The 21,628-nt window shown below is 43.1% G+C and carries 22 protein-coding genes; 7 read left to right on the forward strand and 15 right to left on the reverse strand.

The annotated features are described in order from the left end of the window. The first annotated feature begins 661 nt into the window (after positions 1-661). A complete protein-coding gene (locus PI95_RS01215) occupies positions 662-1,471 on the forward strand; it encodes a hypothetical protein (RefSeq protein ID WP_336507014.1) in 810 nt (269 codons plus the stop codon). Here PI95_RS01215 and PI95_RS36605 read toward each other — a convergent pair. The 3 genes from PI95_RS36605 to PI95_RS01225 all read right to left on the reverse strand — a co-directional run bounded on the left by PI95_RS36605 (position 1,445) and on the right by PI95_RS01225 (position 4,509). Continuing rightward, complete coding sequence (locus PI95_RS36605) at positions 1,445-1,573, reverse strand: hypothetical protein (RefSeq protein ID WP_268896628.1); 129 nt, start codon at positions 1,571-1,573, stop codon at positions 1,445-1,447. The genes PI95_RS01215 and PI95_RS36605 overlap by 27 nt on opposite strands. A 32-nt stretch (positions 1,574-1,605) precedes the next feature. Next, complete coding sequence (locus PI95_RS01220; protein WP_039748768.1) at positions 1,606-2,079, reverse strand: CRR6 family NdhI maturation factor; 474 nt, start codon at positions 2,077-2,079, stop codon at positions 1,606-1,608. Between the two features lie 189 nt (positions 2,080-2,268). Next, the gene (locus PI95_RS01225) at positions 2,269-4,509 is read right to left on the reverse strand and encodes a DUF8189 domain-containing protein (protein ID WP_039748766.1); all 2,241 of its coding nucleotides are present in this window, start codon (positions 4,507-4,509) and stop codon (positions 2,269-2,271) included. A gap of 75 nt (positions 4,510-4,584) precedes the next feature. On the opposite strand from PI95_RS01225, the gene PI95_RS01230 reads away from it, so the two are divergent. Both PI95_RS01230 and PI95_RS01235 read left to right on the forward strand, forming a co-directional pair. Beyond that, entirely contained in the window at positions 4,585-4,794 is a 210-nt protein-coding gene (locus PI95_RS01230) for a hypothetical protein (RefSeq protein WP_163518494.1), read from the forward strand. 226 nt (positions 4,795-5,020) lie between these two features. Beyond that, positions 5,021-5,470, forward strand: coding sequence for a Fur family transcriptional regulator (locus tag PI95_RS01235; protein WP_039748765.1), 450 nt, complete (start codon positions 5,021-5,023; stop codon positions 5,468-5,470). A gap of 97 nt (positions 5,471-5,567) precedes the next feature. Here the strand turns inward: PI95_RS01235 and PI95_RS01240 are convergent, their stop codons facing one another. Then, entirely contained in the window at positions 5,568-5,753 is a 186-nt protein-coding gene (locus PI95_RS01240; RefSeq protein WP_163518496.1) for a hypothetical protein, read from the reverse strand. A 309-nt stretch (positions 5,754-6,062) separates the two neighbouring features. Here PI95_RS01240 and PI95_RS01245 point away from each other — a divergent pair, with 309 nt between their 5' ends. Then, a complete protein-coding gene (locus tag PI95_RS01245) occupies positions 6,063-7,865 on the forward strand; it encodes a DUF3685 domain-containing protein (protein WP_039748763.1) in 1,803 nt (600 codons plus the stop codon). On the opposite strand, the gene PI95_RS01250 is transcribed toward PI95_RS01245, so the two are convergent. The 8 genes from PI95_RS01250 to pilM form a co-directional block, all read right to left on the reverse strand. Continuing rightward, positions 7,860-8,405: a DUF3122 domain-containing protein gene (locus PI95_RS01250; RefSeq protein WP_063842395.1), complete on the reverse strand. Its 546-nt coding sequence runs from the start codon at positions 8,403-8,405 to the stop codon at positions 7,860-7,862. The two genes, PI95_RS01245 and PI95_RS01250, sit on opposite strands and share 6 nt — an antisense overlap. Positions 8,406-8,431: 26 nt before the next feature. After that, on the reverse strand, positions 8,432-9,931 hold the full coding sequence (locus tag PI95_RS01255) for a dihydrolipoyl dehydrogenase family protein (RefSeq protein ID WP_039748761.1): 1,500 nt from the start codon (positions 9,929-9,931) through the stop codon (positions 8,432-8,434). Positions 9,932-10,019: 88 nt separating this feature from the next. Continuing rightward, a complete protein-coding gene (locus tag PI95_RS01260) occupies positions 10,020-11,240 on the reverse strand; it encodes a threonine-phosphate decarboxylase (RefSeq protein ID WP_039748760.1) in 1,221 nt (406 codons plus the stop codon). A 23-nt stretch (positions 11,241-11,263) separates the two neighbouring features. Beyond that, on the reverse strand, positions 11,264-11,548 hold the full coding sequence (gene hbs, locus PI95_RS01265; RefSeq protein WP_015111786.1) for a non-specific DNA-binding protein Hbs: 285 nt from the start codon (positions 11,546-11,548) through the stop codon (positions 11,264-11,266). 459 nt (positions 11,549-12,007) lie between these two features. Beyond that, entirely contained in the window at positions 12,008-14,335 is a 2,328-nt protein-coding gene (locus PI95_RS01270) for a secretin GspD/PilQ domain-containing protein (RefSeq protein ID WP_039748756.1), read from the reverse strand. Between the two features lie 139 nt (positions 14,336-14,474). Continuing rightward, complete coding sequence (locus tag PI95_RS01275; protein ID WP_039748755.1) at positions 14,475-15,230, reverse strand: hypothetical protein; 756 nt, start codon at positions 15,228-15,230, stop codon at positions 14,475-14,477. Further along, entirely contained in the window at positions 15,227-15,997 is a 771-nt protein-coding gene (locus PI95_RS01280) for a PilN domain-containing protein (RefSeq protein WP_039748754.1), read from the reverse strand. Before PI95_RS01280 ends, PI95_RS01275 begins: the two co-directional genes overlap by 4 nt. Positions 15,998-16,001: 4 nt before the next feature. Next, positions 16,002-17,111 carry a type IV pilus assembly protein PilM gene (gene pilM, locus PI95_RS01285; protein WP_039749070.1) on the reverse strand — a complete coding sequence of 370 codons (1,110 nt, stop codon included), beginning with the start codon at positions 17,109-17,111 and terminating at the stop codon, positions 16,002-16,004. A gap of 260 nt (positions 17,112-17,371) precedes the next feature. On the opposite strand from pilM, the gene PI95_RS01290 reads away from it, so the two are divergent. Together PI95_RS01290 and PI95_RS01295 are read left to right on the forward strand one after the other, a co-directional pair. After that, on the forward strand, positions 17,372-18,673 hold the full coding sequence (locus PI95_RS01290) for an ABC transporter substrate-binding protein (protein ID WP_039749068.1): 1,302 nt from the start codon (positions 17,372-17,374) through the stop codon (positions 18,671-18,673). Further along, entirely contained in the window at positions 18,639-18,836 is a 198-nt protein-coding gene (locus tag PI95_RS01295) for a hypothetical protein (RefSeq protein ID WP_163518497.1), read from the forward strand. Before PI95_RS01290 ends, PI95_RS01295 begins: the two co-directional genes overlap by 35 nt. A 54-nt stretch (positions 18,837-18,890) precedes the next feature. Here PI95_RS01295 and PI95_RS01300 read toward each other — a convergent pair whose 3' ends face one another. Next, positions 18,891-20,222 (reverse strand): Mur ligase family protein, encoded by a 1,332-nt coding sequence (locus PI95_RS01300; RefSeq protein WP_039748752.1) that lies wholly within the window; start codon positions 20,220-20,222, stop codon positions 18,891-18,893. Positions 20,223-20,501: 279 nt separating this feature from the next. Next, the gene (locus PI95_RS01305) at positions 20,502-20,630 is read right to left on the reverse strand and encodes a photosystem II protein Y (protein WP_039748751.1); all 129 of its coding nucleotides are present in this window, start codon (positions 20,628-20,630) and stop codon (positions 20,502-20,504) included. Positions 20,631-20,779: 149 nt separating this feature from the next. Here PI95_RS01305 and PI95_RS01310 point away from each other — a divergent pair, with 149 nt between their 5' ends. Continuing rightward, the gene (locus tag PI95_RS01310) at positions 20,780-20,989 is read left to right on the forward strand and encodes a hypothetical protein (protein WP_163518499.1); all 210 of its coding nucleotides are present in this window, start codon (positions 20,780-20,782) and stop codon (positions 20,987-20,989) included. Here the strand turns inward: PI95_RS01310 and PI95_RS01315 are convergent. Beyond that, positions 20,970-21,503 carry a gamma carbonic anhydrase family protein gene (locus PI95_RS01315; protein ID WP_039748750.1) on the reverse strand — a complete coding sequence of 178 codons (534 nt, stop codon included), beginning with the start codon at positions 21,501-21,503 and terminating at the stop codon, positions 20,970-20,972. The two genes, PI95_RS01310 and PI95_RS01315, sit on opposite strands and share 20 nt — an antisense overlap. Positions 21,504-21,628 lie beyond the last annotated feature (125 nt).

Below are 21,628 nucleotides of genomic sequence, written 5' to 3' on the forward strand. Positions count from 1 at the left end.
GAGTCAGAACATACTCGATAATCAACCTAACGCAAGCCAAAAATTCCGAACTAACACCACACAATATCTGATTACATTGCCAAAAATTTAGCTGTAATAGTTGAGTTTATTTTGCAGCAAATTTTAGTTTAAAACAAAAAAATAACTATTGTAAGCAGATGTTGTCAAGTATTTCTGATAACACTTTGCCAGGATTTACGCTCTCATTATTTATAATACTTTACAAATATATCATTGACAAAGATAAGTTAAAAAAATTAGATTTTTTCCAAATTGTTAGTTTAGATATATTTGTGGGAACAATATCTTTGGCATTCGTGCATAGTATGCATTTAACCCAGTTGTGAAAATTGGAAAATGGCTAATTGTAAATGTTCAAGGTGTCATAGTTGACAGCCAGCTGTTAAACATCAATTAAATTTTCGATAAAAAAAATGAACAGCAAGATATACTTTTTGATTTAGCAGGAAATATGAGGTTTTTTTACAAAACTAATCAATTACAACTATAAATTTCAGTTAAAACCTTAATACACAAAATTAAGGATTCTCGGCTATAGAGCAAACACTGGTTGCCGATACTACTTGGTGTAATTAGCTTCTGGGTGGATCTAACGCGCTATATTCTGTGTACTTTAGCTTATTTATCGTTATAAATGCTAGTGCATCAGCAAAAAATGTTATTAAGTATACAAAAGGAAAAAGAAATGGCGATTTGGTTACATGGCTTTATTAGCAGTGGAAAACGGTATATCCAAGTAGATACTCAGACTCATCATATCATTGGGGTTTTCCTTCATATTATCTATTCTTCACCGAGAATGCGTTTTTCTACATTAGAAAATACTAAAAGTGCATATTTCAAGTGTAAGGAAGACGCAACAATAACTTTTTACCAAGCGGGAATGAAGAATGAAGCTAACTCAGGAATTTGGACTTATTTAGTGTATGAATGTCCGGAAAGCCAAGAAAAAGTATTCCGTGACTCATCTATCGACACAAGCACAAATCTTCTCAAAGAATTATTAGCTGGTAAAAAACTAATTCGATTAGCCGAAAATATTCATGATTATCTCAACTATAAATATAATCAATGTGAATATTTGGATATACAACTTCCTTTAAATTGGAATACTTCCACAGGAAGAGAAATTGCCGATTTGCTTTTAGCAGAATTTAACGCTTTAAAAGCATCATCCGTATTTGCAGAAAATGTCGGAAAAAAATACATGCAAACAGTTTTGGATAGCTTTATCAAAGCTGCACAGGAAGTTTTAGAAATCGGTGGTACAGCAAAAGATTTTGAAGCTGAACAATACAAAATACTGAATCAAATCAGGATTGATGAAATAGTAAATATAATTATTGACTATAACGATTATCGAATCTGGCAAGAAGCTTTACCAAGTAAATCAAAAGCAGTTGAATACGCTTTCAATACCGCATTAAGTTTTATATATCGTATAAAGTGAGTTGGGAATTGGGAATTGGTAATGGGTAATTGCTAATTGGTAATTGCTAATTGGGCATTGGTAATTATTTTTAGTCCCCATTCCCCATTCCCCATTACCCATTCCCCATTACCGATTCCCCATTCCCCATTTTTTCAAAACATCTCGAACAAAGCATCATCTAAATCATAACCCAGCAGTTGAGCCATTGATTTGAGACGGAATTGATTGGGTATACCCTGCTGTTTGAACCAATCGCTTAAAATAAAGATTCTCTGCATCAAAAAGATTTCTAAAGCTTCAGGATTATACTGAATACCTTCTTTTTCACTAAATTGGTGGGGTACAAGCATAGCGACGTAACGAACAAGTTCCCCAGCTTTCCAATCTAGTAAAAATGGCAACCAAGGATACCGAGCATCCAGACGGAGAAACCATAAGCGTACTTCTGGAATTTCTGAAAGTTCTCGTGGATCGCCAGGTTCTTGAGAATAGTTTATCTCAAAGTGCAGCTGCTGTTCGTGGGATGCGATCGCCCCATCTTCCAGCAGTTGTGAAATCACCGTTGATGCGGGTGATAGATCCAGATTGTTAATGCAGTCGGTATTAAGTGCGATCGCGATCGTCATTGGCATTCATACGATTTTGTGCAACAGTCAGATCGAGAATACACAGTAGCAGCTTTCAGGTACTAACGCCACACCTATTGATTAAAATAAAGACGCGATAACATCGCGTCTCTATTCGTAGTAAGCGCTTCAGCGCTTTAAATAAGCACGCTTTGTGCTTACTACAGATGCACCCTGAGACGATCCAGATTAGCTGAAAGATTTGCGGTACAAAGCATTATCGCCACCTACAACAAACGTGTCAATACGGTTGACTCCCGTAGAAACAGCAGCAGGAGCAGAAATGCATGAACCGGCTTTATTCTCCCAAGCGCTCCAACTAGAATTATCCCAGGTTTTGCGGTACAAAGCATTATCAGTACCAACTGCAAACACGTCCAGCCGATTCGCTCCCCAAGAAGTCACCGCCGGCGAATATAACCACAAGCCACCTAAGCTTTCCCAATTGCTCCAAGATGCGCCATCCCAGGACTTGCGGTATATCGCATGGTCGCCACCTCTAACAAACAATTCAACGTGGTTAGCGCCCGCAGAAACCGCCGCTGGTGCAGACAAACACAAGCCGCCTAAATTTTCCCATTCACTCCACTTAGCACCATCCCAAGATTTGTGATATGTGGCGTTGTCAGCACCAATTGTAAACACATCAAGGCGGTTTGCTTCTGAACAAACAGCTACACCCTGCTTGCAAAAGCCGCCTAAATCTTCCCACTCGCTCCAAGTAGAATTATCCCAGAACTTGCGAAGCAGTTGGCGCTGTTGACCAATAATAAATGTATCAATTCGGTTTGATGTCAACGTCACAGCCGCAGGTGCTGATAAACTAAATCCGCCCAAGTTTTGCCACTCGCTTGAATTAGAACCATCCCAGGACTTGTGATATATCGCACTGTCACCACCGAGAACAAAAGTGTCAAGACGTTTTTCTCCCGAAGTCGTAACCGCAGGGGCAGAAAAACAGTTACCATCTAATTTTTGCCACTCTGACCAACGTTGCTGCTGGGGTTGCAACAAGTCAAAGGCAGCTTTTGGCTGAATAATACCCGCACCGGAATGCGGGTCCCAACCCGGTTCACCGATATTTTTCGCGGTACTCTTGAGAGCATTTTTTGCTTGTTCTTGAGTTAAGTCAGGTTTGGCATTTTTGAGCAACGCGACTACACCAGCAGCGATGGGTGTCGCGGCAGATGTGCCGTTATCAGAGGCAAAGTAACCTCGAAAATGAGTAACAGAACAAAAATCAGGCTTGTTAGGATCTAAAGCTGCTGGTCCTTGGCTGCTATAACCAACAAATTGTTCATCTTTGTTGACAGCACCGACAGTCATGACTAAAGGATGTCCGTTTGCTCCCCAAATGCTTTTGCCCGGTCCATTATCGGTGCCACATCTGTCACTTGGACAGCTTTCACCACAGTTACCAGCGGCAAACAAGACGAGAATTCCTTCATTAATTGCTTCTACAACCTTGCGGCTGAAAGGATGATCGGGATTTGTAGCATAAAATTCATCCCAGCTTTTTTGGTAAATTCCCCAGCTATTGGTGAGGATGTGGGGTGTACCGTCAGTTTTGTGCTGCTTGATTGCCCATTCGTATACTGTTAAGGCAGTGGATACGGCACCGCCGTCAGAGATGCGACAATCGTAGAGTTTGGCTTCTGGAGCCATACCCAAGACATCGGTAGCACACATATTACCATGTTCGCCCCAAGCGCGGGCTGTTGTTCCCCAGTTCTGTGCAGGTCCGCCGATGACGTTGGGAATTGTGCGATCCGTTTCAAAAGCGCCTATGTAGCGACCTTCGGCGGTGATGCCACCATCGACAACACCAACGACAATGCCCTGACCTTTGTAGCCAGCTGCCCATATTTTATCAACACCGAAGTAAGTTGCAACGTCGGCGATCGCTCCCTTTGCCGTTGTTGGAGAACAGTCACATGTGCCAATCGGACATGTACCAGTCGCATCCATTGGCATGACTAAATCTTTGTCTGCTTTCTCCAACAACGCACTATTAAAAGGGGCAATAGGTGTATCTTTATACACCTTAATTACGTTGGGTTGTGCTTCTAATTCTTCAATTTTGCTTGACTCTACCACCCCGCGCACGATCGCTATTTCTTCATTGTCAGCCAATAAACCGGCTGCATCTTGACTCGCGCTAACTGGTACTGGTTCATAGCTGGTATCCAATTGAAAGCCGATAACGTTCATTTCTGCCGCCATCTGTGATGCCCCCAGTACTCCTTGAGTCTTAGGCACGCGCATTTCTACTAGCACGTTTTGCAACTTAGGAGAATCACTGGCGTTCATATCACCGCTAGGCATCTCCCGTGGAAAGTTTGGCGAATCCATACCCAAAGATGGCATCTTGTCACTTTCGCTTTGCGGTTGTGTCCTTCCAGACGACATATTATTGCCGTTGCTTTGCATATCTTTATCCTTTGAAATTGTTATTTAATTAACCTGAAAGAAATGTCTCAGTAAATACTGATTGGGCATTGGGCATTGGGCATTGGGCATTGGGCATTGGGCATTGGGCATTGGGCATTATTTTTATTACCCATTACCCATTCCCGATTACCCATTCCCAATTACCCATTCCCGATTACCCATTCCCAATTACCCATTCCCGATTACCCATTCCCGATTACCCATTCCCAATTACCAATTACCCATTCCCCATTCCCCATTCCCCAAAGTAGACGTAAGGCGTGATTTTAAGCTAAAGTTGTAATGAGTTTGTTTTAGATTAGGGTGTGAAAAAGCAACTCTCAAGAAGCACAAAAACTAATCGCTCTTTCTTTGTGCTTGCGTAGCAATCAAAAGCAAAAACACAGATATTAGGATTTCAGTGCAAAGTACAAAAACATTGCATAAATAAAATAACAATTACACGTTCAAACATAGAAATAACCCCAACAGTTAAGAAACTTAAATAAATATGCAAAAACAAGTCATCTCTACAAAACCAATTCGTTCTCTAGAAGATGCTATTGACAGATGCCAAACATTGGGTATGCGCGTTAGCCGGCAGCGTCGCTTTATTTTAGAACTACTGTGGCAAGCAAAAGAGCATCTTTCTGCCAGAGAGATTTACGATCGCCTAAACCAAGAAGGCAAAGAAATCGGACATACCTCTGTATATCAAAACTTAGAAGCGTTATCCAGTCAAAACATCATTGAGTGCATCGAACGCTGCGATGGACGTTTATACGGTAATATCAGTGATTCCCACAGTCATGTCAACTGCATAGATACAAATCAAATTCTCGATGTTCATATCGAACTACCAGAAGATTTTATCCGCCAAGTTGAAGAACAAACCGGAGTGAAAATTACTGAATACAATATTAACTTTTACGGCTATCGGCAGAACAATACCGAAAGTTAGGAGACAAGGGGACAAGGGGACAGGGGAGACAAGGGGACAAGGGGACAAGGGGGACAAGGGGGACTTGGGGGACTGCTTGAAGATAAGGAAGAAATTTCTATATCTTCCTTGTCCTCCCCCTCTCCCTTGTCTCCCTTGTCCCCCCCTCCCCAAGTCGTCCCCCCCTCTCAAGAACTCTCCCCATCTCCTTGTCTTCTCCAGATTTACCTCTGCTAGCATCAATAAGCTGGAGAGTGAATTGGGCAATTACACTGATTTGAAACTCTACAATGCATAAGGGCACATCTAACACTTCTCTTATGGTACAGATGTCAAAGATAGTAAAGCTTTTAACTTATATATAGTGAATAATACGTAAGGGTAGGGCTGCTGGAGGTGCGGCAGTAAATCCTTTAATTTGCTGTATTTCAATATTGTGCTTTGCCAAACAATCTCGAAAATAAATGTTATTTTTGTTACATCAGTCGAACTTGATGGCAATTACCTTCGATTTTCTGTCCTGCCTAAACAAGTCACAATGAGGGGATTAAGCTAAGTATCACAGCTGTTTTCTAAAAGCGCGAAAAATAGCATCTATGTTTTTGAGTAGACTATGAGCGATCGCCCTCTAAAAGTATTATTAATCGACCAAGACCCAATTTTCCGGCTTGGGTTGCGAGTAGCTTTGGAACAAGTCCCTAATTTGGAAGTTACAGCGGAGGCTCAAACAGATACCGTTGCTTTGCACATATTGGCAGAATTTGCCCAAAACAACCCAAAAGCAGTAAATTTGGTAATTTTGGAACTCGCTAACAGTCGTTATTTACAATTGTGTCGCCAACTTAAGGCTGAGTACCCCAATTTACCGATTTTACTGCTCAGTTCTGTTTCTGAACCAGGGTTACTGATGGCAGCAAGAGATGCTGGTGTAGATGGCTACTGCCCCAAAGGGACACCTGTTTCTGAGTTAGTTGAGGCAATGCAACTGGTAGTATCTGGTGGTAGTTATTGGGATGGAGAGATGGGGAGTGGGGGAAAAATAACTGTTAACTCCCGTACAGACACAGGTTATCGCGTCTCCCGTACAGACACAGGTTATCGCGTCTCTACAACTCCTCACTCCTCCCCTTTTCCTTTCGCAAGGCTGCGGAATAATTGGCGTTTGTCAGGAATTGATTACATTAACGCTACTTTGGCGGAAGTGACGGCACAACTGCAAGTCCCTGGTTTGCCGCTGTTGGATCGGGCTATTTTAGCTGGACAGCGACGCGAATTATTGGCAGCAGGTTGGCTAGTCAATCGGCTGTTGGCTGCACCCCAGGAAAGGCAGTATGACAGTATAAGTAGTCAGACATCGCTTTCTTCAATTCAAGATTCACCAGCGACAAATCCTTCACTTAATAGTGCTGTTGTCATATCACCAATAAAGCAAAATTCTCCTTCTTTACTTAGCCCAAGAGCGCTACAAGCAACATTATTTTCATCTTGTGTTGCTAAACTTCAATTACCTTTACAAAATTTGGGCGATGAACCTTTAGAAATTGACATTTTTCGCCAAGAAAAAAAACGGGAGTTACTTTATCTCATTCTGCAAAAGCTTGCTAATTCTTTAGATGAACTGCGTGCATCTCAAATAGAAGTTCATCGATTAAATGAATTTAAAAATATCATATTATGTGATTTATGGCAAGCGTCAACAACAGATTTTTTTGGTAAATTTACCAAAGTGCAAGTAGGTAATCAAAATTTAGAAATTGTCACTTTCTTGCTGCAAGCTGCTAAAGTTGTAGAAACAGAAATTCTTGTAAAGATTCCTTTGGTAGTAGAGTTATTTTCTTATCTACTATTTCAAACAGATTTATCTATTGATAATACCATTTACGCAGCAGGTAGCGTAGAGGCGATGGAGCAATCTTTAATGATTTTAGAAAACTTATTAATTCAAGTGGCAAATGGTGTAGTGCAGCCACTGCTTAACACTTTAGCAGATGTAGAAAAAATTAAACAAACTTTTTACGATCGCCAATTTATTTCCACACGAGAAATCGAACGTTTCCGCAATGATTTATCATGGAAATATCGCTTGCGAAATTATGTAAGTGAAGCTCAAGCGATTTTTGAAAGTCGTTATGAACTACTTGTATTTACACCTCGCGGTATTGCGAAAATATCAATTTATGCTCCTCGCAATCAAGAATTAGCTCAACTTTCTGGGATTCCCCTATTAGTAACATTAGCATTAGAATTTCGGGATGCGATCGCTCCTCGTCTAAAATCACTATTATCTTTCGCAGGTAGCGGTATTGTTTTTGTTCTCACCCAAGTAATTGGTAGAGGTTTGGGGTTAATCGGTCGTGGTATTCTCCAAGGTATTGGTAGTGTATCTTTGTCAGAACGAAAAAATAAAAATTTATGAATTAAAATCAGTTACCAGCCATTGCCATTCTGTTACCACAGATGCGGGAATTTGTAAAACTAAACGTTCTTCCCCAGATAGCGGTACATAAAGTTTTAGAGAATCGGTTGTTGTCAATTTCAATAAAACATCTGTTAACTTGTAATCTCCGACATTAGGAGAAGGTGATTTTTCTGCATACACATCAGATGCACTTAACAGTTTACCCTTTGCTGTGACAATTTCCAAAGTTCGAGGATGAGCTAACTCAAATACCCCAGGAAAACCGACTAACCTAAGATTGAATTCTACAGCTTTACCTGGTGGAAATAATTTGAACAATACCACTTGCCAAGTGTAGCCGAAATCATCTTTAATAGACACTTGAGAATGGTAACGTAAAACTCCGGGTGCATCGTGATGCTGGCGCAGCAAAGCAAACGCAGAATCTGTGAAAAATACTCCCGAACATAATGTTAAGTAAAGGCACAAAATTAAACGTAAAATATATTTCGTAGTGAGGGCTGAAGCCCTCAAAACATTTTGTTTATTTATATCCATCTACTTAGTATAATCTGAGAAAACATTTAAATATTCCAATTGCGGCGAAAATCAAAGAAGCCTTCGAGAAAATCTTGCAAAGCAATATTGCTATTTAACTTTTGCCGCTCCCATTCTCGTGCAGTTTGTTCGATAACTTCCGAGAAACCCGGATAAACACAAGATAAATTCGCTAATTGATTAATTTTAATTTTTTCAGATATAGCCAAAGCAATAAGATTTATTAATTCTCCCGCTTCTGCCCCCAGTAATGAAGCACCTAAAATTTCCCCATTACGAAGAACAATTAATTTGCATATACCTGTAGTTTCTTCGCTGATTTGGGCTGCTGTCACTGTTTTAAAATATTGTCGCAAAACTAAAACTTCATCTGGAATATATCGACGTTTGGCAAGATTTTCTGTTAAGCCGACTTGTGCCAGCATTGGATAAGAAAACAGCCCCCAAGGAACGCATTGATAATTGACTTTCTTGATTGGGAAAAATAAAGCATTCTTTAAAGCAATTTTTGCTTCATAGTTAGCAATATTAACAAATTCATAACCACCAATAACATCACCACAAGCATAAATGCGCCGATTTGTTGTTTGTAATTTGTCATTTACTATCAAGCGATGTTGATGCCATTTGACACCAACCGCAGCCAAATTTAAAGATTCAATATTCGGCTGTTGTGCGATCGCTACCAAAATTTCATCAGTTTCAATCGCTTTATCTCCAGCCTGAACCCACTTTTGGTTATCAATTAGCCTCACCTGAGTTACACTTGTTTGCGTCAGCAAGCGCACACCATCGACTTCTAACTGCGCTTGCAGCAATTGAGTTATCTCCGGGTCAAGATTCGGCAAAATATAGGCATGTTTGACAACCAGCGTCACGCTGCAACCCAACCGCGTTAAAGTTTGTGCTATTTCAACGCTTTGGGGAACACCACCAATTATCACCCAATTTTTGGGTAATGTTGGGGACTCAGACAAAGCCTGCCAAATATTAGATAAAGTCAAAAAGCCAGTACTTTGCAATCCTTCAATCTCTGGAATTGCCGGACGAGAACCACTAGCTAGTAAATAGGTACGTGCGCGAAGCTGACGGTTATTAACGGCAAAAGCAAGATGAGGTGACAATACAAATTCACCGCTACCAATGATGACATCGACACCTTTGGCAGCTAAAATGGCGAGTGAATTTTGTTCTTGAAGATTTGAGACGACACCGCGAGCATAAAGCATCGCTTCTTCCCATTCTACAGATGTTTGGCACTTTTCTGAGAAAACTGTTGTCGGTATTCTCCCGTTTAAATAGTTGTCCTGTGCAGTATCCGTATAAAAATGAATGCCAAAATTAGCCGCAGCATCAACACGCTGGGCAAGTTTGGCAATTTCCCCAAGCGCGTAGTGATAAATAAACCCCAAGTTGACTGTGGGTTCCACTAGGGCAACAGTAGCGTGTAGATTAGTAGCAGCAAGGGCTGCATAGCGTCCAGCGAGACTACCGCCAATAATCACGACATCGTAGTCAATAGCCATTAGTCAATAGTCAAGAGTTAAGAGAAGGACTTTGATACTTGAATTTTAGATTTTGGATTTTGCGAAAAGCTCAGACTTTCCGCAAAATCTAAAATTGTTTGACTAATGCTTTCAGCGCTGTTAGTAAACGTTGGTTATCTGATTTAGAGCGTACAGCAACTCGGAAGTAGCGATCGCCTAATTCTTTAAAACTAAAACAATCGCGAATGTAAATCTGATACTCTTTAAGCAATTGTTCTTGCAATTGGCAAACAGATTTTTCTGACTCAACAAGTAAAAAATTAGCAGCACTATCCTTTGGTTGCAACCCTGGTAATTTAGCTAAACCCTGAAAGAGTTGATTTCGTGCAGGTGGTAGCCATTCCCAGGTTGCAGACTGAAACTTCTTATCGCCGAGTGCAGCGATCGCCGCTGCTGCTGCTAAAGTATTAACGGGCCAAGGATCGCGCCACGATTGCCATTTAGACAAACGGTCAGGATGAGCGATCGCATATCCGAGTCGCAGTCCAGGCAGACTGTAAAATTTTGTTAGCGATCGCAAAACCACCAAATTCGGATATTCCTGAATTAGCGGAATTAGACTTTGTTCCTCATCCGGAGGCAGAAAATCCATAAACGCTTCATCCACCACCACCAAAGCAAACTGTTCCAAATAAGGCAAAATTTCTTCTACCAAAAACAGCTTACCCGTTGGGTTGTGCGGATTATTCAGAAGTAACCCGCTTTGGGAGAGGGGGGGATGGGGAGAGGGGGGGATGGGGAGAGGGGGGGATGGGGGAGCAGGGGAAGCAGGGGGAGCAGGGGAAGCAGGGGAAGCAGGGGGAGCAGGAGAAATTCCCCCTTGTCCTCCTTGTCCTCTTGTCCCCCTGCCCCCTGCCCCCTGCCCCCTGCCCCCTGCCCCCTGCCCCCTGTCCCCCTGCCTCCTCAAATCAATCGGACACTCCAGCACTTTGGCATCATATGCTGCCAGCGCTCGGTAGTAGTCGCCAAAAGCTGGAGTGATTAAACTTGTTGCGGCTAAGTGGGATAATTCTTTACCTGATAACGTAAGTAATTCTGCCGAACCGTTACCCGGCAGAATCCATTCAGGCGGCAATTGATGGAAGTGACTGAGAGCCTGTCTCAGTTCACTATAATCGGGGTCTGGATAGTGCTTAAGATTACCCAATTGAGACTGAATAGCAGCGATCGCGCTGTTTGGAGGTCCCAAAGGGCTGATGCTCGCAGAAAAATCCAGAATAGCACTAGGGGGACAGCCAGCCAGTGCTGCTGCCCAAGTTAAATTTCCCCCGTGTGCTTTTTGCCGCATCAAAAAAGAGTTCCTTGAAGAACCTATGATTTTGGGGGTGCAACTCTTTCTCTGAACAGCTTACCAGCTGAAAAAGCAGGAACCTTGGTTGCGGGAATTTCCATCTTTTCGTTTGTTTTCGGGTTGCGACCTTCACGAGCCTTACGTTCGCGTGATTCAAACGAACCGAATCCCACCAGCGTTACTTTATCACCAGAAGAGACAGCTTCGATAATAGTTTCCAAAGCCGCAGTTAAGACAGCATCAGCTTGTTTTTTCGTAACACTAGCTTTTTCAGCTACCGCATCAACTAATTCACCTTTGTTCATGTAAAACTCCTTGAAGTTTACTTTCGATTGTCTACAGATACGCTCACTGAGCGCATCATCAGCGTAAATCTCTGTTTCGAGATTTACAAAAAGCGTTGTTTGGGAGCATTCTACACAAAATGCCTGTAAATCCTGTAGACTGTACTTTTCAAAGAATCATTCTAAGGTGTTGTAGCCAGATGTGGATAGATGAAACCATTAATTTATATAGATTTGGGCATTTTTTCTCTTTATAAAGCGATTGTTTGGCTAAAAACTAGGAAAAAATACCTAGTAAAAACGTGGAACTAGGGGCGATCGCGATATGAAGGCGATCGCTTCACCTTGTCGCAAACGTTCTCAAGCATCAGGAAATGTAGCAATGAGAATCTGTCTTTATATTACGATTCGTGACGTTCAGATCCCCGACTTCTTAAAGAAGTCGGGGATCTTGCAACACCCAATTTTATTCGCGAGGGCTTATCTCCCTGGAACCTTCAACCCACCACGCTCTAAAGTTCGCCGCACCTCTGGGCTAGGAGTGTAGTTATAGCCGTAGGAGGAGCGCTCAGAGTCATCCATAATTTGCGGTGTGAGCAACACAATCACCTCATTACGCTGGTTAGCTCTGTTTGTCTTTCTAAACAGCGAACCAAGCAGAGGAATGTCACCCAAAATGGGAATCTTGGATACACTTGTCCGATCTGAGTCTTGAATGATACCGCTGAGAATGAGCGTCTGACCATCTCGCAAGCGAATTGCTCCAGATTGGAGACTTCTTTTTGATAGTAAAGTTATCTCACCATCAGGAGTGGCTACTGAACCGTTAGGTGCAGATACAGTTGGTGCAACAGATAAAGAAATAAAACCATTATCATCAATCCGATCAACTTTAACTGAAAGGGTGAGACCAGCTTCTCTGATGATAGGTTCTCTGGTAAAGATGGTTTGCAAACTTTGATTTGTACTTGTCTGTAATAGTTTTAAACCTGCGTACACTTCTTGTGTTAAATTCACCAGAGCTTGCTGTCCTTCTTGTACTGTTAAGGTTGGATCGGTGAGAATTTTAGCATTACCGCTTGTTACCTGAGCTTGCAAAGTTGAAAGGAAGCGTTTGGGGAATTGATATAGAGATGGGAGAGAAAGTGTAGAGTTACTTGTTATGCCCCGAAGAGCATACCTAGTAGGTATACCAGTCTCCGGATTAATGTCTATTGGTACAATTTGATCTGTAGTTGTCAAAGCACTTGTAACACCAGGTTGCAGCGGATCATTTAAAGGAATATAGCCTTGGTTTGGATTGTCTGGATATAGGAAAGGCTGTGCAGTTCTATACACATTATTGATAATAGGTGGAGTCAAACCACCAGACGCAGTTGTTTGTGCAGCAGTAGGTGGATTGACTCCGCCAAAATTCAGAGCTGCTGCACCCCCATCATTGACAAAGAAGTTATTACCAACGCCAAAAGAAAAGCTCGCGCTGGAGTTTTGAGTATTCAACAAATTAACGTCGATAATTTTGACGTTGATTGACACTTGACGACGCCGGATATCAAGTTGACCTAGTTGCGCGATCGCCATCTCAACTAGTTTAGGTGAACCAATCAAGGTCAGCGAATTGGTGCGCTCGTCTCCTAGTGCTTGCAAACCTCTTAGTAATGGCTTTGAATCTTCAAAGTTAATGCGTTGATTTTCAACTCTGCTTTCTGTAGTCGTCTGAGTTTGAGTGATTGATGCAACTCCACTACCAACAGGCACAGCATTAACGCTGGTAACTTGTCGTTCGCGGCTGACAGCACTTTCTGCCCCCAAGCCGACCAAAAAGTTCAAAGCGACTCCCACCGTTACCTGATTGAGTCGCAAATTACGCATCACCGTATCACGGGTGGCACTGGGTAGGTTACTTCCCACAAAAATTGTGCGTCCGCTGCGGTTAGCTTCTAAACCACTCAAACGCAAGACGTAGTTAAAAACATCTTGCACTGGCTCATTTTCAATATCTAAAGAAATTGTCGGTCCATCACCCCCGGCAGCAGCAGCCGGCTTACCATCAGCACCTTGTCCCCCTGCTGCGTAAGCCAAGTTCAAATTAGCAGCACGAGCAAGCAGTGATAAAACTTCACGTACTGGAGCATCTCGTAACACCAAGCGGGGGACACGTTCTTGAGTTCCCAAATCAATCACGCTGGGAGAAGCATCAGTATTAGAAATCGCAATATCTCCCACTGGTGGGGCAACCGCTCTCGGTAAAAAAGGCGGTGCGGTTGTCCCAGGTTGACCAGGACCGGCTGCTTGTGCCGGTGTCCCGTCCACCGTCACTTGCGGTTTAGGAACCACAGGAGCCGGTGGAGATGGGGTAGAAGCAGCCGGCGCTGTCGGAGTTGGTGCCCCTGCCGCTACTTCGGTTCCTGGGCTATAGCTGAGGGTAATTCCGCTGCCTCCTCGCTTCACAGGCTGAGTATTGGGAACTCCTTTCTCTCCAATCACCGTTACCCGAATGCTATTAGCATCAAGCTGATTGATTGCTACTGAGGTAATTCCCGGTGCGGGGTTATCTTGGCGGAAACTATTACCTTGAGGTAAACGTAATTGCGTATTAATAATATCTGCTACTAGACTTTTACCGCGTTTTGTGGTAAAAACTTGAGGGCGCGAACCTGAAGAAGTTTTTAATACAAGATTAATTCCCCCATCAACGGGATTTAACTGTACATCAGTAATTTGACTAGTCTGTGCTGACACAGGTTGAGCTGCTACAAAGACAAAAGCAGCGGTTGCCAATATAAAACTATTACCGTGAAGTTTCACAGTTCATTCCTCACTTTATAAAATTATTTACACAAATGTAGTAATGGCTTTAGCCATTAAAATGTTTATTTTGAGCGCTGTTAGCGGAGCTTTCCCGTAGGGTAGCGCTCACTACGAAGCAATCGTTAATTGTGTCTACTTACTTTTTCGCTTTGGCTGCTGCTGCTACTTCCTCAGCATTAAGTGGCATCAAAGCTTGTAACACAAAGGATGTAGTAAGCGGTGCTGGACCAATTCGACGCACGCTTTTACCTGGTTCAGCAGCAGGTTCTGACGCCAAAGTTGATTGATAATCTTTAACTAGCAACAAAGGCTGTAAACGTTCTATATTGCGGAAAATCGATTGTGTTTGTTCATAGGTTCCTTGAATTTCAATATTAATAGTGCTACGTTTCAATTTGCCGTTTACTAGTGGTCCAAAACTACTATCGATAATCGGTTCTGGTTTCTGTCCGGATGGGGCAAACTTCTTCAGTTTTGCCTTAACTGCATTTGCCGGAATTTGAGCATTACCAGATTCAACTAAGCGATTCAAATCGAGTAACAATGTATCCAAGGTTTTCTCATTGGCAAATAAAGATAAAACTTGGATTTGTTGCTGTTTTGATTGCGCTAATTCTTCTTTAACCTTGCCAATTTGTTGGATGCTGGCATTCTTTTGCTGAATTTGCGAATCTAAGTCTTGGCTTTTTGCTTGCTGTTGTTGAAAGGTGTCCCAAGCCGGCATTACTAAGTTAAAAAGCATAAAAGCTGCTGCCCCCAAACCCAAAACCCCCGCCAAAATGCCAATGATTTTTGGTGTGAAGGTAATGCCAAATGCGGTAGGATAAGCAGAACCAGCCGCCTCAAATGCACCGTCTTGCTCACCAAAATTTAAATCATCACTGTAGGTCATTTGGAAATGACTCCTGTTTGTTGCAGACTGCGAATTCTACTGACTAATCCGACTGTGCCTTTTTGCTCCAACTCGCGGGTTAACTCAGAAGCCGGAACATCACTCATGCTGGATTGAATCGTATATTTAACTAGTTGTGGTGGTTTAATTAATACAGTATTTGCAGGTTGAACAGTACCGGGAGGTATGGGGGCATCTACTAACTCTGCTGCGGTAATTTTGCCCTCGGTGGATTTGAGGAAACGCGACTGTTGCAGACTGAGTAAGAAATCGTTGACATCGCTAAAAGAGCGAGCATAGCCAGTAATTTCCACTCCTCCAGCGGGATTGGCTGGTGGTTGCCCTTCAGCAGCGGCAGTGGGTGCGATTTGCTTGATGTTTTCAATTTGCACAGTTGCGGGAATGCGATCGCGCATATCTTGCAACATCGCTGACCAAGGACGAATTTGGTCAAATACTGTCACTAAAGCTTGAGTCTCTTGTTTAACTTTGTTCGTTTCTTCCTTGATTTTGTTAATATTCCCAACTTTCGACTCTAATTCTTGATTCTGCTGCTCTAGTTTGGCTATATTCTCTCCTAACTCAGTATTTTTCCCTTGCAAAAGCCACCATCCACCCCCCACCAAAGCCGGGAAAATCACACCAACAGTAACTCCTATATATATCGGTGTTAAATCACCAAGAGAAACTGCCTGTTTTGGCTTCTTGCTCGTATTTTTCGGTTCAGGTTTGCGGTCTTTAAGAAAATTAACCTCTAAACTGTACATTTTGTTACGCCTCCCGCATTCCTAGACCAAGTACTATTCCCAATCCAGGACGTTGCACCAAGGGATATTTTTCCTCGTCAATTTCCAACGACAGCGCACCCACCGGATCGATTTGGGTAGTTGGTAAACTTAATCTTTGGGTGAAAAAGTCATTTAACTGCCCCAGTCCCCCTCCCGAACCTGCCAACATGATTTCTGCTACCTCTAAATTTTCATCCTGATTAAGGTAAAAATCGATTGAGCGGCGTAATTCATCTGTTAATTCTCCCAATACTCGCATCATCGCTGCCATACCAGGATTAACGCCAGTAACACCGGTTTTTCCCCCGTCCTCCATCGGTGTTGAAGGAATAACCATTCCCTGCAACAGTTCCGTATCTCGTGACGTCGGTAAATTCATTGCTTTTGACAAAGCATTTTGCATTTGATAAGTACCTATCGGCACTGTACGTGTAAATTTTGGTACTCCATTGACAATAATTGCAATTTCTGTACTGTCGAACTCGATATCAACTAGCACTGCCGCTTCTTGCGGTCCGAATTGCCGCAATTTTTCGCGAATTGTCCGAATTAAAGCAAAACTGCTAATTTCTAAAACATCAACTTGCAATCCCGCTTGTTCAAATGTACTTACATAAGAATCAGTAATATCTTTACGGGTGGCAACTAAAAGCACTTCTACTTTTTCAATGCCATCTTCATCTACTTTGTATCCAAGCTTTTGATAATCAACATCAGCTTCTTCGCGAGGATAAGGCAAATACAAACCAGCTTCGTGGTTAAGCACCATGTCCCGCAGTTCTTTGTCATCTAACTCTGCCGGCACTGGAATCAAACGTATAATTGATTCTCGTCCCGGTACAGCAGTCGCAACGCGAGAAGCTTTAATTTTACTTTCAGCTAGCGCTTGCTGAATTAATTCCGCCATTGCTGCGGGGTCGGTAATTTGACCATCAACAAAAATGCCTTCTGGAACCGGAACCGATGTTAAGGAGTCTAATTTTAAGCCTTGACGCTGCTTGCGTAGTTGAGCTATATTCACCCGCTCAGGAGCAAGTTCTATCCCGACTCCTTTATTTGATTTGCTAAAGAATTTCTGGAAATTTTTAACCACAGTTTTTCGCACCGCACTGTTTAGTAGAAAATTTAATTTGGGGAATGGGGAATGGGGAATGGGGAATGGGGAATGGGGAATGGGGAATAGGGGACAAGGGGACAAGGGGGACAAGGGGACAAGGGGACAAGGGGACAAGGGGGACAAGGAGGAATTACCAATTACCAATTACCAATTACCAATTACCAATTACCAATTACCAATTACCAATTACCAATTACCAATTACCAATTACCAATTACCAATTACCAATTAGTACGATGATTCAAATTCAAAAGTTAAAACGATTGACTGTTTATGTGCTGCTTGGTTTATTAACCAGTTGGATTGTCAGCTGCACAACAGGTAATGTCGGTACAAGTACAAAACAAGCTTCTTCAGGGGCAAGTATTGAGTTTTGGACAATGCAACTCCAACCTCAATTTACTAACTACTTTCAAAGCTTAATAGCGACTTTTCAAACACAAAATCCCGGTATAAAGGTGAACTGGGTTGATGTACCTTGGGCAGCGATGGAGAACAAAATTTTAACAGCTGTCTCCGGGAAAACGCCACCTGATGTTGTGAACTTAAATCCGGATTTTGCATCTCAACTTGCAGGACGAAATGCCTGGTTGAATTTAGATGCAAAAGTCCCAAACGAAACACGCTCTTCATATCTGCCGAATATATGGAAAGCAAGCACACTTAATGGCAAGAGTTTTGGGATTCCCTGGTATCTCACCACGCGGCTAACTATATATAACACCGCTTTATTAAAACAGTTAAGCATTAATAAAGTACCCAGTACTTACACGGAATTAGCAGTTTTTGCTCAACAAATTAAGGAAAAAACTGGTAAATATGCTTTTTTTGTGACTTTCGTACCACAAGATTCGGGTGAAGTAATTGAGTCTTTGGTGCAGATGGGGGTAACTTTGGTAGATGCTGAAGGCAAAGCGGCTTTTAACACTCCCCAAGGGAAAGCGGCGTTTCAATATTGGGTAGACTTGTACAAGAAAAAACTTTTACCACAAGAGGTGTTAACTCAAGGTCATCGTCATGCGATCGATTTGTACCAAGCTGGAGAAACGGCAATACTAGCTAGTGGTCCCGAATTTTTAAAGCAAATCGCCATAAATGCCCCGAAAATAGCTGAAGTTTCCGCAACCGCACCGCAAATCACAGGGGAAACCGGTAAGAAAAATGTCGCTGTGATGAATATAGTTATCCCCCGCGACACTAAGCAACCAGATGCGGCTGTTAAATTCGCGCTATTTGTCACTAATGATGAGAATCAGTTAGCGTTTGCGAAAGCGGCAAATGTTCTACCATCGACTACCAAAGCGCTGTCTGACAGCTACTTTAAAGATGTGCCGGCTAGTGCTTCAACCTTGGAAGTTGCGCGGGCTATGAGTGCGAAAGAGTTGCAACAAGCAGAAATTTTAACTCCGACTTTGAAGGATTTTAATAAGCTGCAATCATGCATTTATGAGAATCTGCAAGCAGCGATGCTGGATGAGAAAACGGTAGATAAAGCTGTTGAGGATGCAGCGCAGGAGTGGAACAGCAGTAGGAGTTAGGAGGAAGGAGGAAGGAGGCAGGGGGCAGGGGGCAGGGGGCAGGGGGCAGGGGGCAGGAGTTAAAAGTTTACCTTACCTCGTTCCCAGCACGACTGCTGGGAATTCAGGTGGTGAGCCTCTGCCTCAACTGTCATTCATTACTGGAGGCAGCAGCCCTGCTTAAAGAGCATTCCCAGTCTGAGACTGGGAACCAGAGGAGGACGAGAGGAGGAGAGGGTTAGGGTGTCGGCGGCGTTGTGGTTTTTACGGTTGCGAAAAAATGCCCGATGAGATATAATGAACCGCACAAAATGACTAGATTATCGGTTGCGCTAAAAGCTGTTTCTAGTGCTGATAATAAATCTGGATAAGTTTGACAATAGCTCAATGGACAAATTTTCTGAGCTAGTTTTGCTAATTCGCTTGTATCGGCTGAACTATGATCTGGTACTGGCGCTAAGTATAAACTGTCCTTTGGTCGCAGTAAAGCTTTAAAAATCTCGGCGTGTTCTTTGGTGGAAAGCATTCCCATTACCCAATTAACTTTGGGAGTATCCAGACTATCTACATACTCGCGTAAAACTTGAGCCGCAGCTGGGTTATGAGCGCCATCAATTAATAGTTTATGATTTCTCCAGGTTGTCCATTGCATTCGCCCTAGCCATTTAGTTTTGGCGATGCCGTTGATAATAGCTTCTTGTGATATCTGCCAACCTTTTTGTTGTAAGATTTCTAAAGCTGCGATCGCTAAACTTGAATTAGCTAACTGTATCTGTCCTTCTAAGGGCAATCGATATTTAATCGAAAATCGATTTTCAGAGCTAGCAACGAGAAAGTTGTCCCCCTTGTCCCCCACGCCCGTCGCCCTTGTCTCTGGTGCTTGTTGATACTCTGCCCATCCTGGAGATATTTGACGGGCAGGTTGAGGCACAATATACGGGCATTGTAATTCTAAAGTACGCGATCGCACGACTTTTTCTGCATCCGGTGGCAATATTCCCACAACAGCCGGACATCCAGGTTTCAAAATCCCAGCTTTTTCTCTCGCAATCTCGGCGACTGTAGAACCGAGTTGTTGCCAATGTTCGCGGCTGATAGAAGTGATAATAGTTACCAAAGGCTGCGAGCAAACATTTGTCGCATCTAAACGTCCTCCCAATCCAACTTCTACTACCGCCACATCGACTTTACTTTGTGCAAAATATAACCAAGCGGCTGCGGTAATTACTTCAAACTGAGTTGGTGATTCTTCATCTGGGCTGATTGCAGCTTGAACTTGCAGTAATAATTGAGACAATGTATCGGAGGCGATCGCTTGTTCATTCAAACAAATGCGTTCCGTCCAATCGACCAAATGCGGTGAAGTGTAGCGTCCTGTACGATAACCAGCCTCAGTAAGTACCGAAGAAAGATAAGCGCAAACAGAACCTTTCCCATTCGTGCCAGCAACGTGAATTACCGGAACTTGCTCATGGGGGTTGCCAAGATTTGCCAAAAGTTTGACAATGCGGTCTAATCCCAGATTAACGCCGAAGCGTTGGAAGGGTTGTAGTAATAAGTCGATATTCACAAATAGTTAGTCGTTATTGGTTAGTGGTTAGTGGTGAGCCAGTGCGTTGGGGAGGCAGTGCGGTCTTGGGGTTTCACGCCACTCCCACGCCACATGCTTCAACGGGGGGAACCCCCGCAACGCAGTGGCTCCTCAAGTCGGGAAACCCTTCCTGTGGGGGTGGCTCCCCAAGTGGAGCATCTGCGGTCGGCTCTGCCGACTTGAAGCAACTGGCGAACCCGAAGGGTTAGTTGTAACAAATAACTACTAACTACTAACCACTAACAACCACGCTTCCGTTTAAGCTTCTCTGTCTAAAAAGCCTTGAACTTGTCTTAAAGCAGCAGCACCGATGTTGAATACTGCCCAACCAGCAGCAATGGCAATTGGTGCTAAAACGATCGCAACACGCATATCGATGTTTTCCATATTTAGAATCCCTCTGTTAAGTAGAAATTAAAGTTTTGTCAACTCTTCTCATTTTTATTGTTAGCCGAAGTGGTAAATTTTTCCAGACCCATTTGTAAAGAATGTTTACAAATTTATTATTAGGGGAATGGGGCAATGGGTAATGGGGCATGGGGCATGGGGCATGGGGACAAGGGAGACAAGGGAGACAAGGGGACAAGGAGACAAGGAGGACAAGGGAGACAAGGAGACAAGGGGACAATTCTTTCTCCCCATCTCCCCATCCCAAGAACTCTCCCCATCTCCCCATCTTTCCATCTCCCCATCTCCCCATCTCCCCATCCCCCGATGCCCATTGCCCTATGCCCTATGCCCCGTAAAACCGATATCAGTGCCAATACCTGCATGAACCAAAGCTAACTTTTGGTAACGTTGAGCGTGTTCGATAAGTTCAGCGGCTTCGTCGTGGGTGACTTGGCGCAACACTTTCCCCGGAACGCCAGTTACCAAAGATAAAGGAGGTACATTTTTCGTTACGACTGCACCAGCACCAATAATGCTACCAGCGCCTACCCGCACATTGTTTAAAATAATTGCGCCAATTCCAATTAAGCAGCCACGTTCAATGTAAGCAGAATGTATGACAGCACGATGCCCTACGGTGACATAATCTTCTAAAATTGTCGGAAAGCCCGGATCGCCGTGTAGAATTGCTCCATCCTGAATGTTGGTGCATTCGCCAATTTCAATGCTTTCCACATCTCCCCTAACTACAGCTTGATACCAAATGCTCGCTCCAGGGGCTATGTTTACCGAACCCATAACTACAGCATTAGCTGCAACGAAGGCAGCTTGAGAAATATCAGGAGAAGACCAGTAAGAAGCGGTAGACACGATAGAATATGAATATGGTACCCAGGAACACTGGAAAAACTCCAACCTTGGAAGTTGGTTGCATTCAACAGGATATCACGGTGTTAAGCCTTGATGTTCAGAGGATACGCTTTGTGGAAACTGAC

It is taken from the genome of Hassallia byssoidea VB512170 (genome assembly GCF_000817785.2).
GTDB classification, from domain to species: Bacteria; Cyanobacteriota; Cyanobacteriia; order Cyanobacteriales; family Nostocaceae; genus Hassallia; species Hassallia carrinoi.

What these genes read in the sequence shown, in the direction of transcription:
- PI95_RS36605 (WP_268896628.1), bottom strand. Translation starts at nt 1,573, where the DNA reads ATGGGTAATGGGGAATGGGGAATGGGGACTAAAAATAATTACCAATGC.
- PI95_RS01220 (WP_039748768.1), bottom strand. Translation starts at nt 2,079, where the DNA reads ATGACGATCGCGATCGCACTTAATACCGACTGCATTAACAATCTGGAT.
- PI95_RS01225 (WP_039748766.1), bottom strand. Translation starts at nt 4,509, where the DNA reads ATGCAAAGCAACGGCAATAATATGTCGTCTGGAAGGACACAACCGCAA.
- PI95_RS01235 (WP_039748765.1), top strand. Translation starts at nt 5,021, where the DNA reads ATGCAAAAACAAGTCATCTCTACAAAACCAATTCGTTCTCTAGAAGAT.
- PI95_RS01245 (WP_039748763.1), top strand. Translation starts at nt 6,063, where the DNA reads ATGAGCGATCGCCCTCTAAAAGTATTATTAATCGACCAAGACCCAATT.
- PI95_RS01250 (WP_063842395.1), bottom strand. Translation starts at nt 8,405, where the DNA reads ATGGATATAAATAAACAAAATGTTTTGAGGGCTTCAGCCCTCACTACG.
- PI95_RS01255 (WP_039748761.1), bottom strand. Translation starts at nt 9,931, where the DNA reads ATGGCTATTGACTACGATGTCGTGATTATTGGCGGTAGTCTCGCTGGA.
- PI95_RS01260 (WP_039748760.1), bottom strand. Translation starts at nt 11,240, where the DNA reads ATGCGGCAAAAAGCACACGGGGGAAATTTAACTTGGGCAGCAGCACTG.
- hbs (WP_015111786.1), bottom strand. Translation starts at nt 11,548, where the DNA reads ATGAACAAAGGTGAATTAGTTGATGCGGTAGCTGAAAAAGCTAGTGTT.
- PI95_RS01275 (WP_039748755.1), bottom strand. Translation starts at nt 15,230, where the DNA reads ATGACCTACAGTGATGATTTAAATTTTGGTGAGCAAGACGGTGCATTT.
- PI95_RS01280 (WP_039748754.1), bottom strand. Translation starts at nt 15,997, where the DNA reads ATGTACAGTTTAGAGGTTAATTTTCTTAAAGACCGCAAACCTGAACCG.
- PI95_RS01290 (WP_039749068.1), top strand. Translation starts at nt 17,372, where the DNA reads ATGATTCAAATTCAAAAGTTAAAACGATTGACTGTTTATGTGCTGCTT.
- PI95_RS01295 (WP_163518497.1), top strand. Translation starts at nt 18,639, where the DNA reads ATGCAGCGCAGGAGTGGAACAGCAGTAGGAGTTAGGAGGAAGGAGGAA.
- PI95_RS01305 (WP_039748751.1), bottom strand. Translation starts at nt 20,630, where the DNA reads ATGGAAAACATCGATATGCGTGTTGCGATCGTTTTAGCACCAATTGCC.
- PI95_RS01310 (WP_163518499.1), top strand. Translation starts at nt 20,780, where the DNA reads ATGGGGCATGGGGCATGGGGACAAGGGAGACAAGGGAGACAAGGGGAC.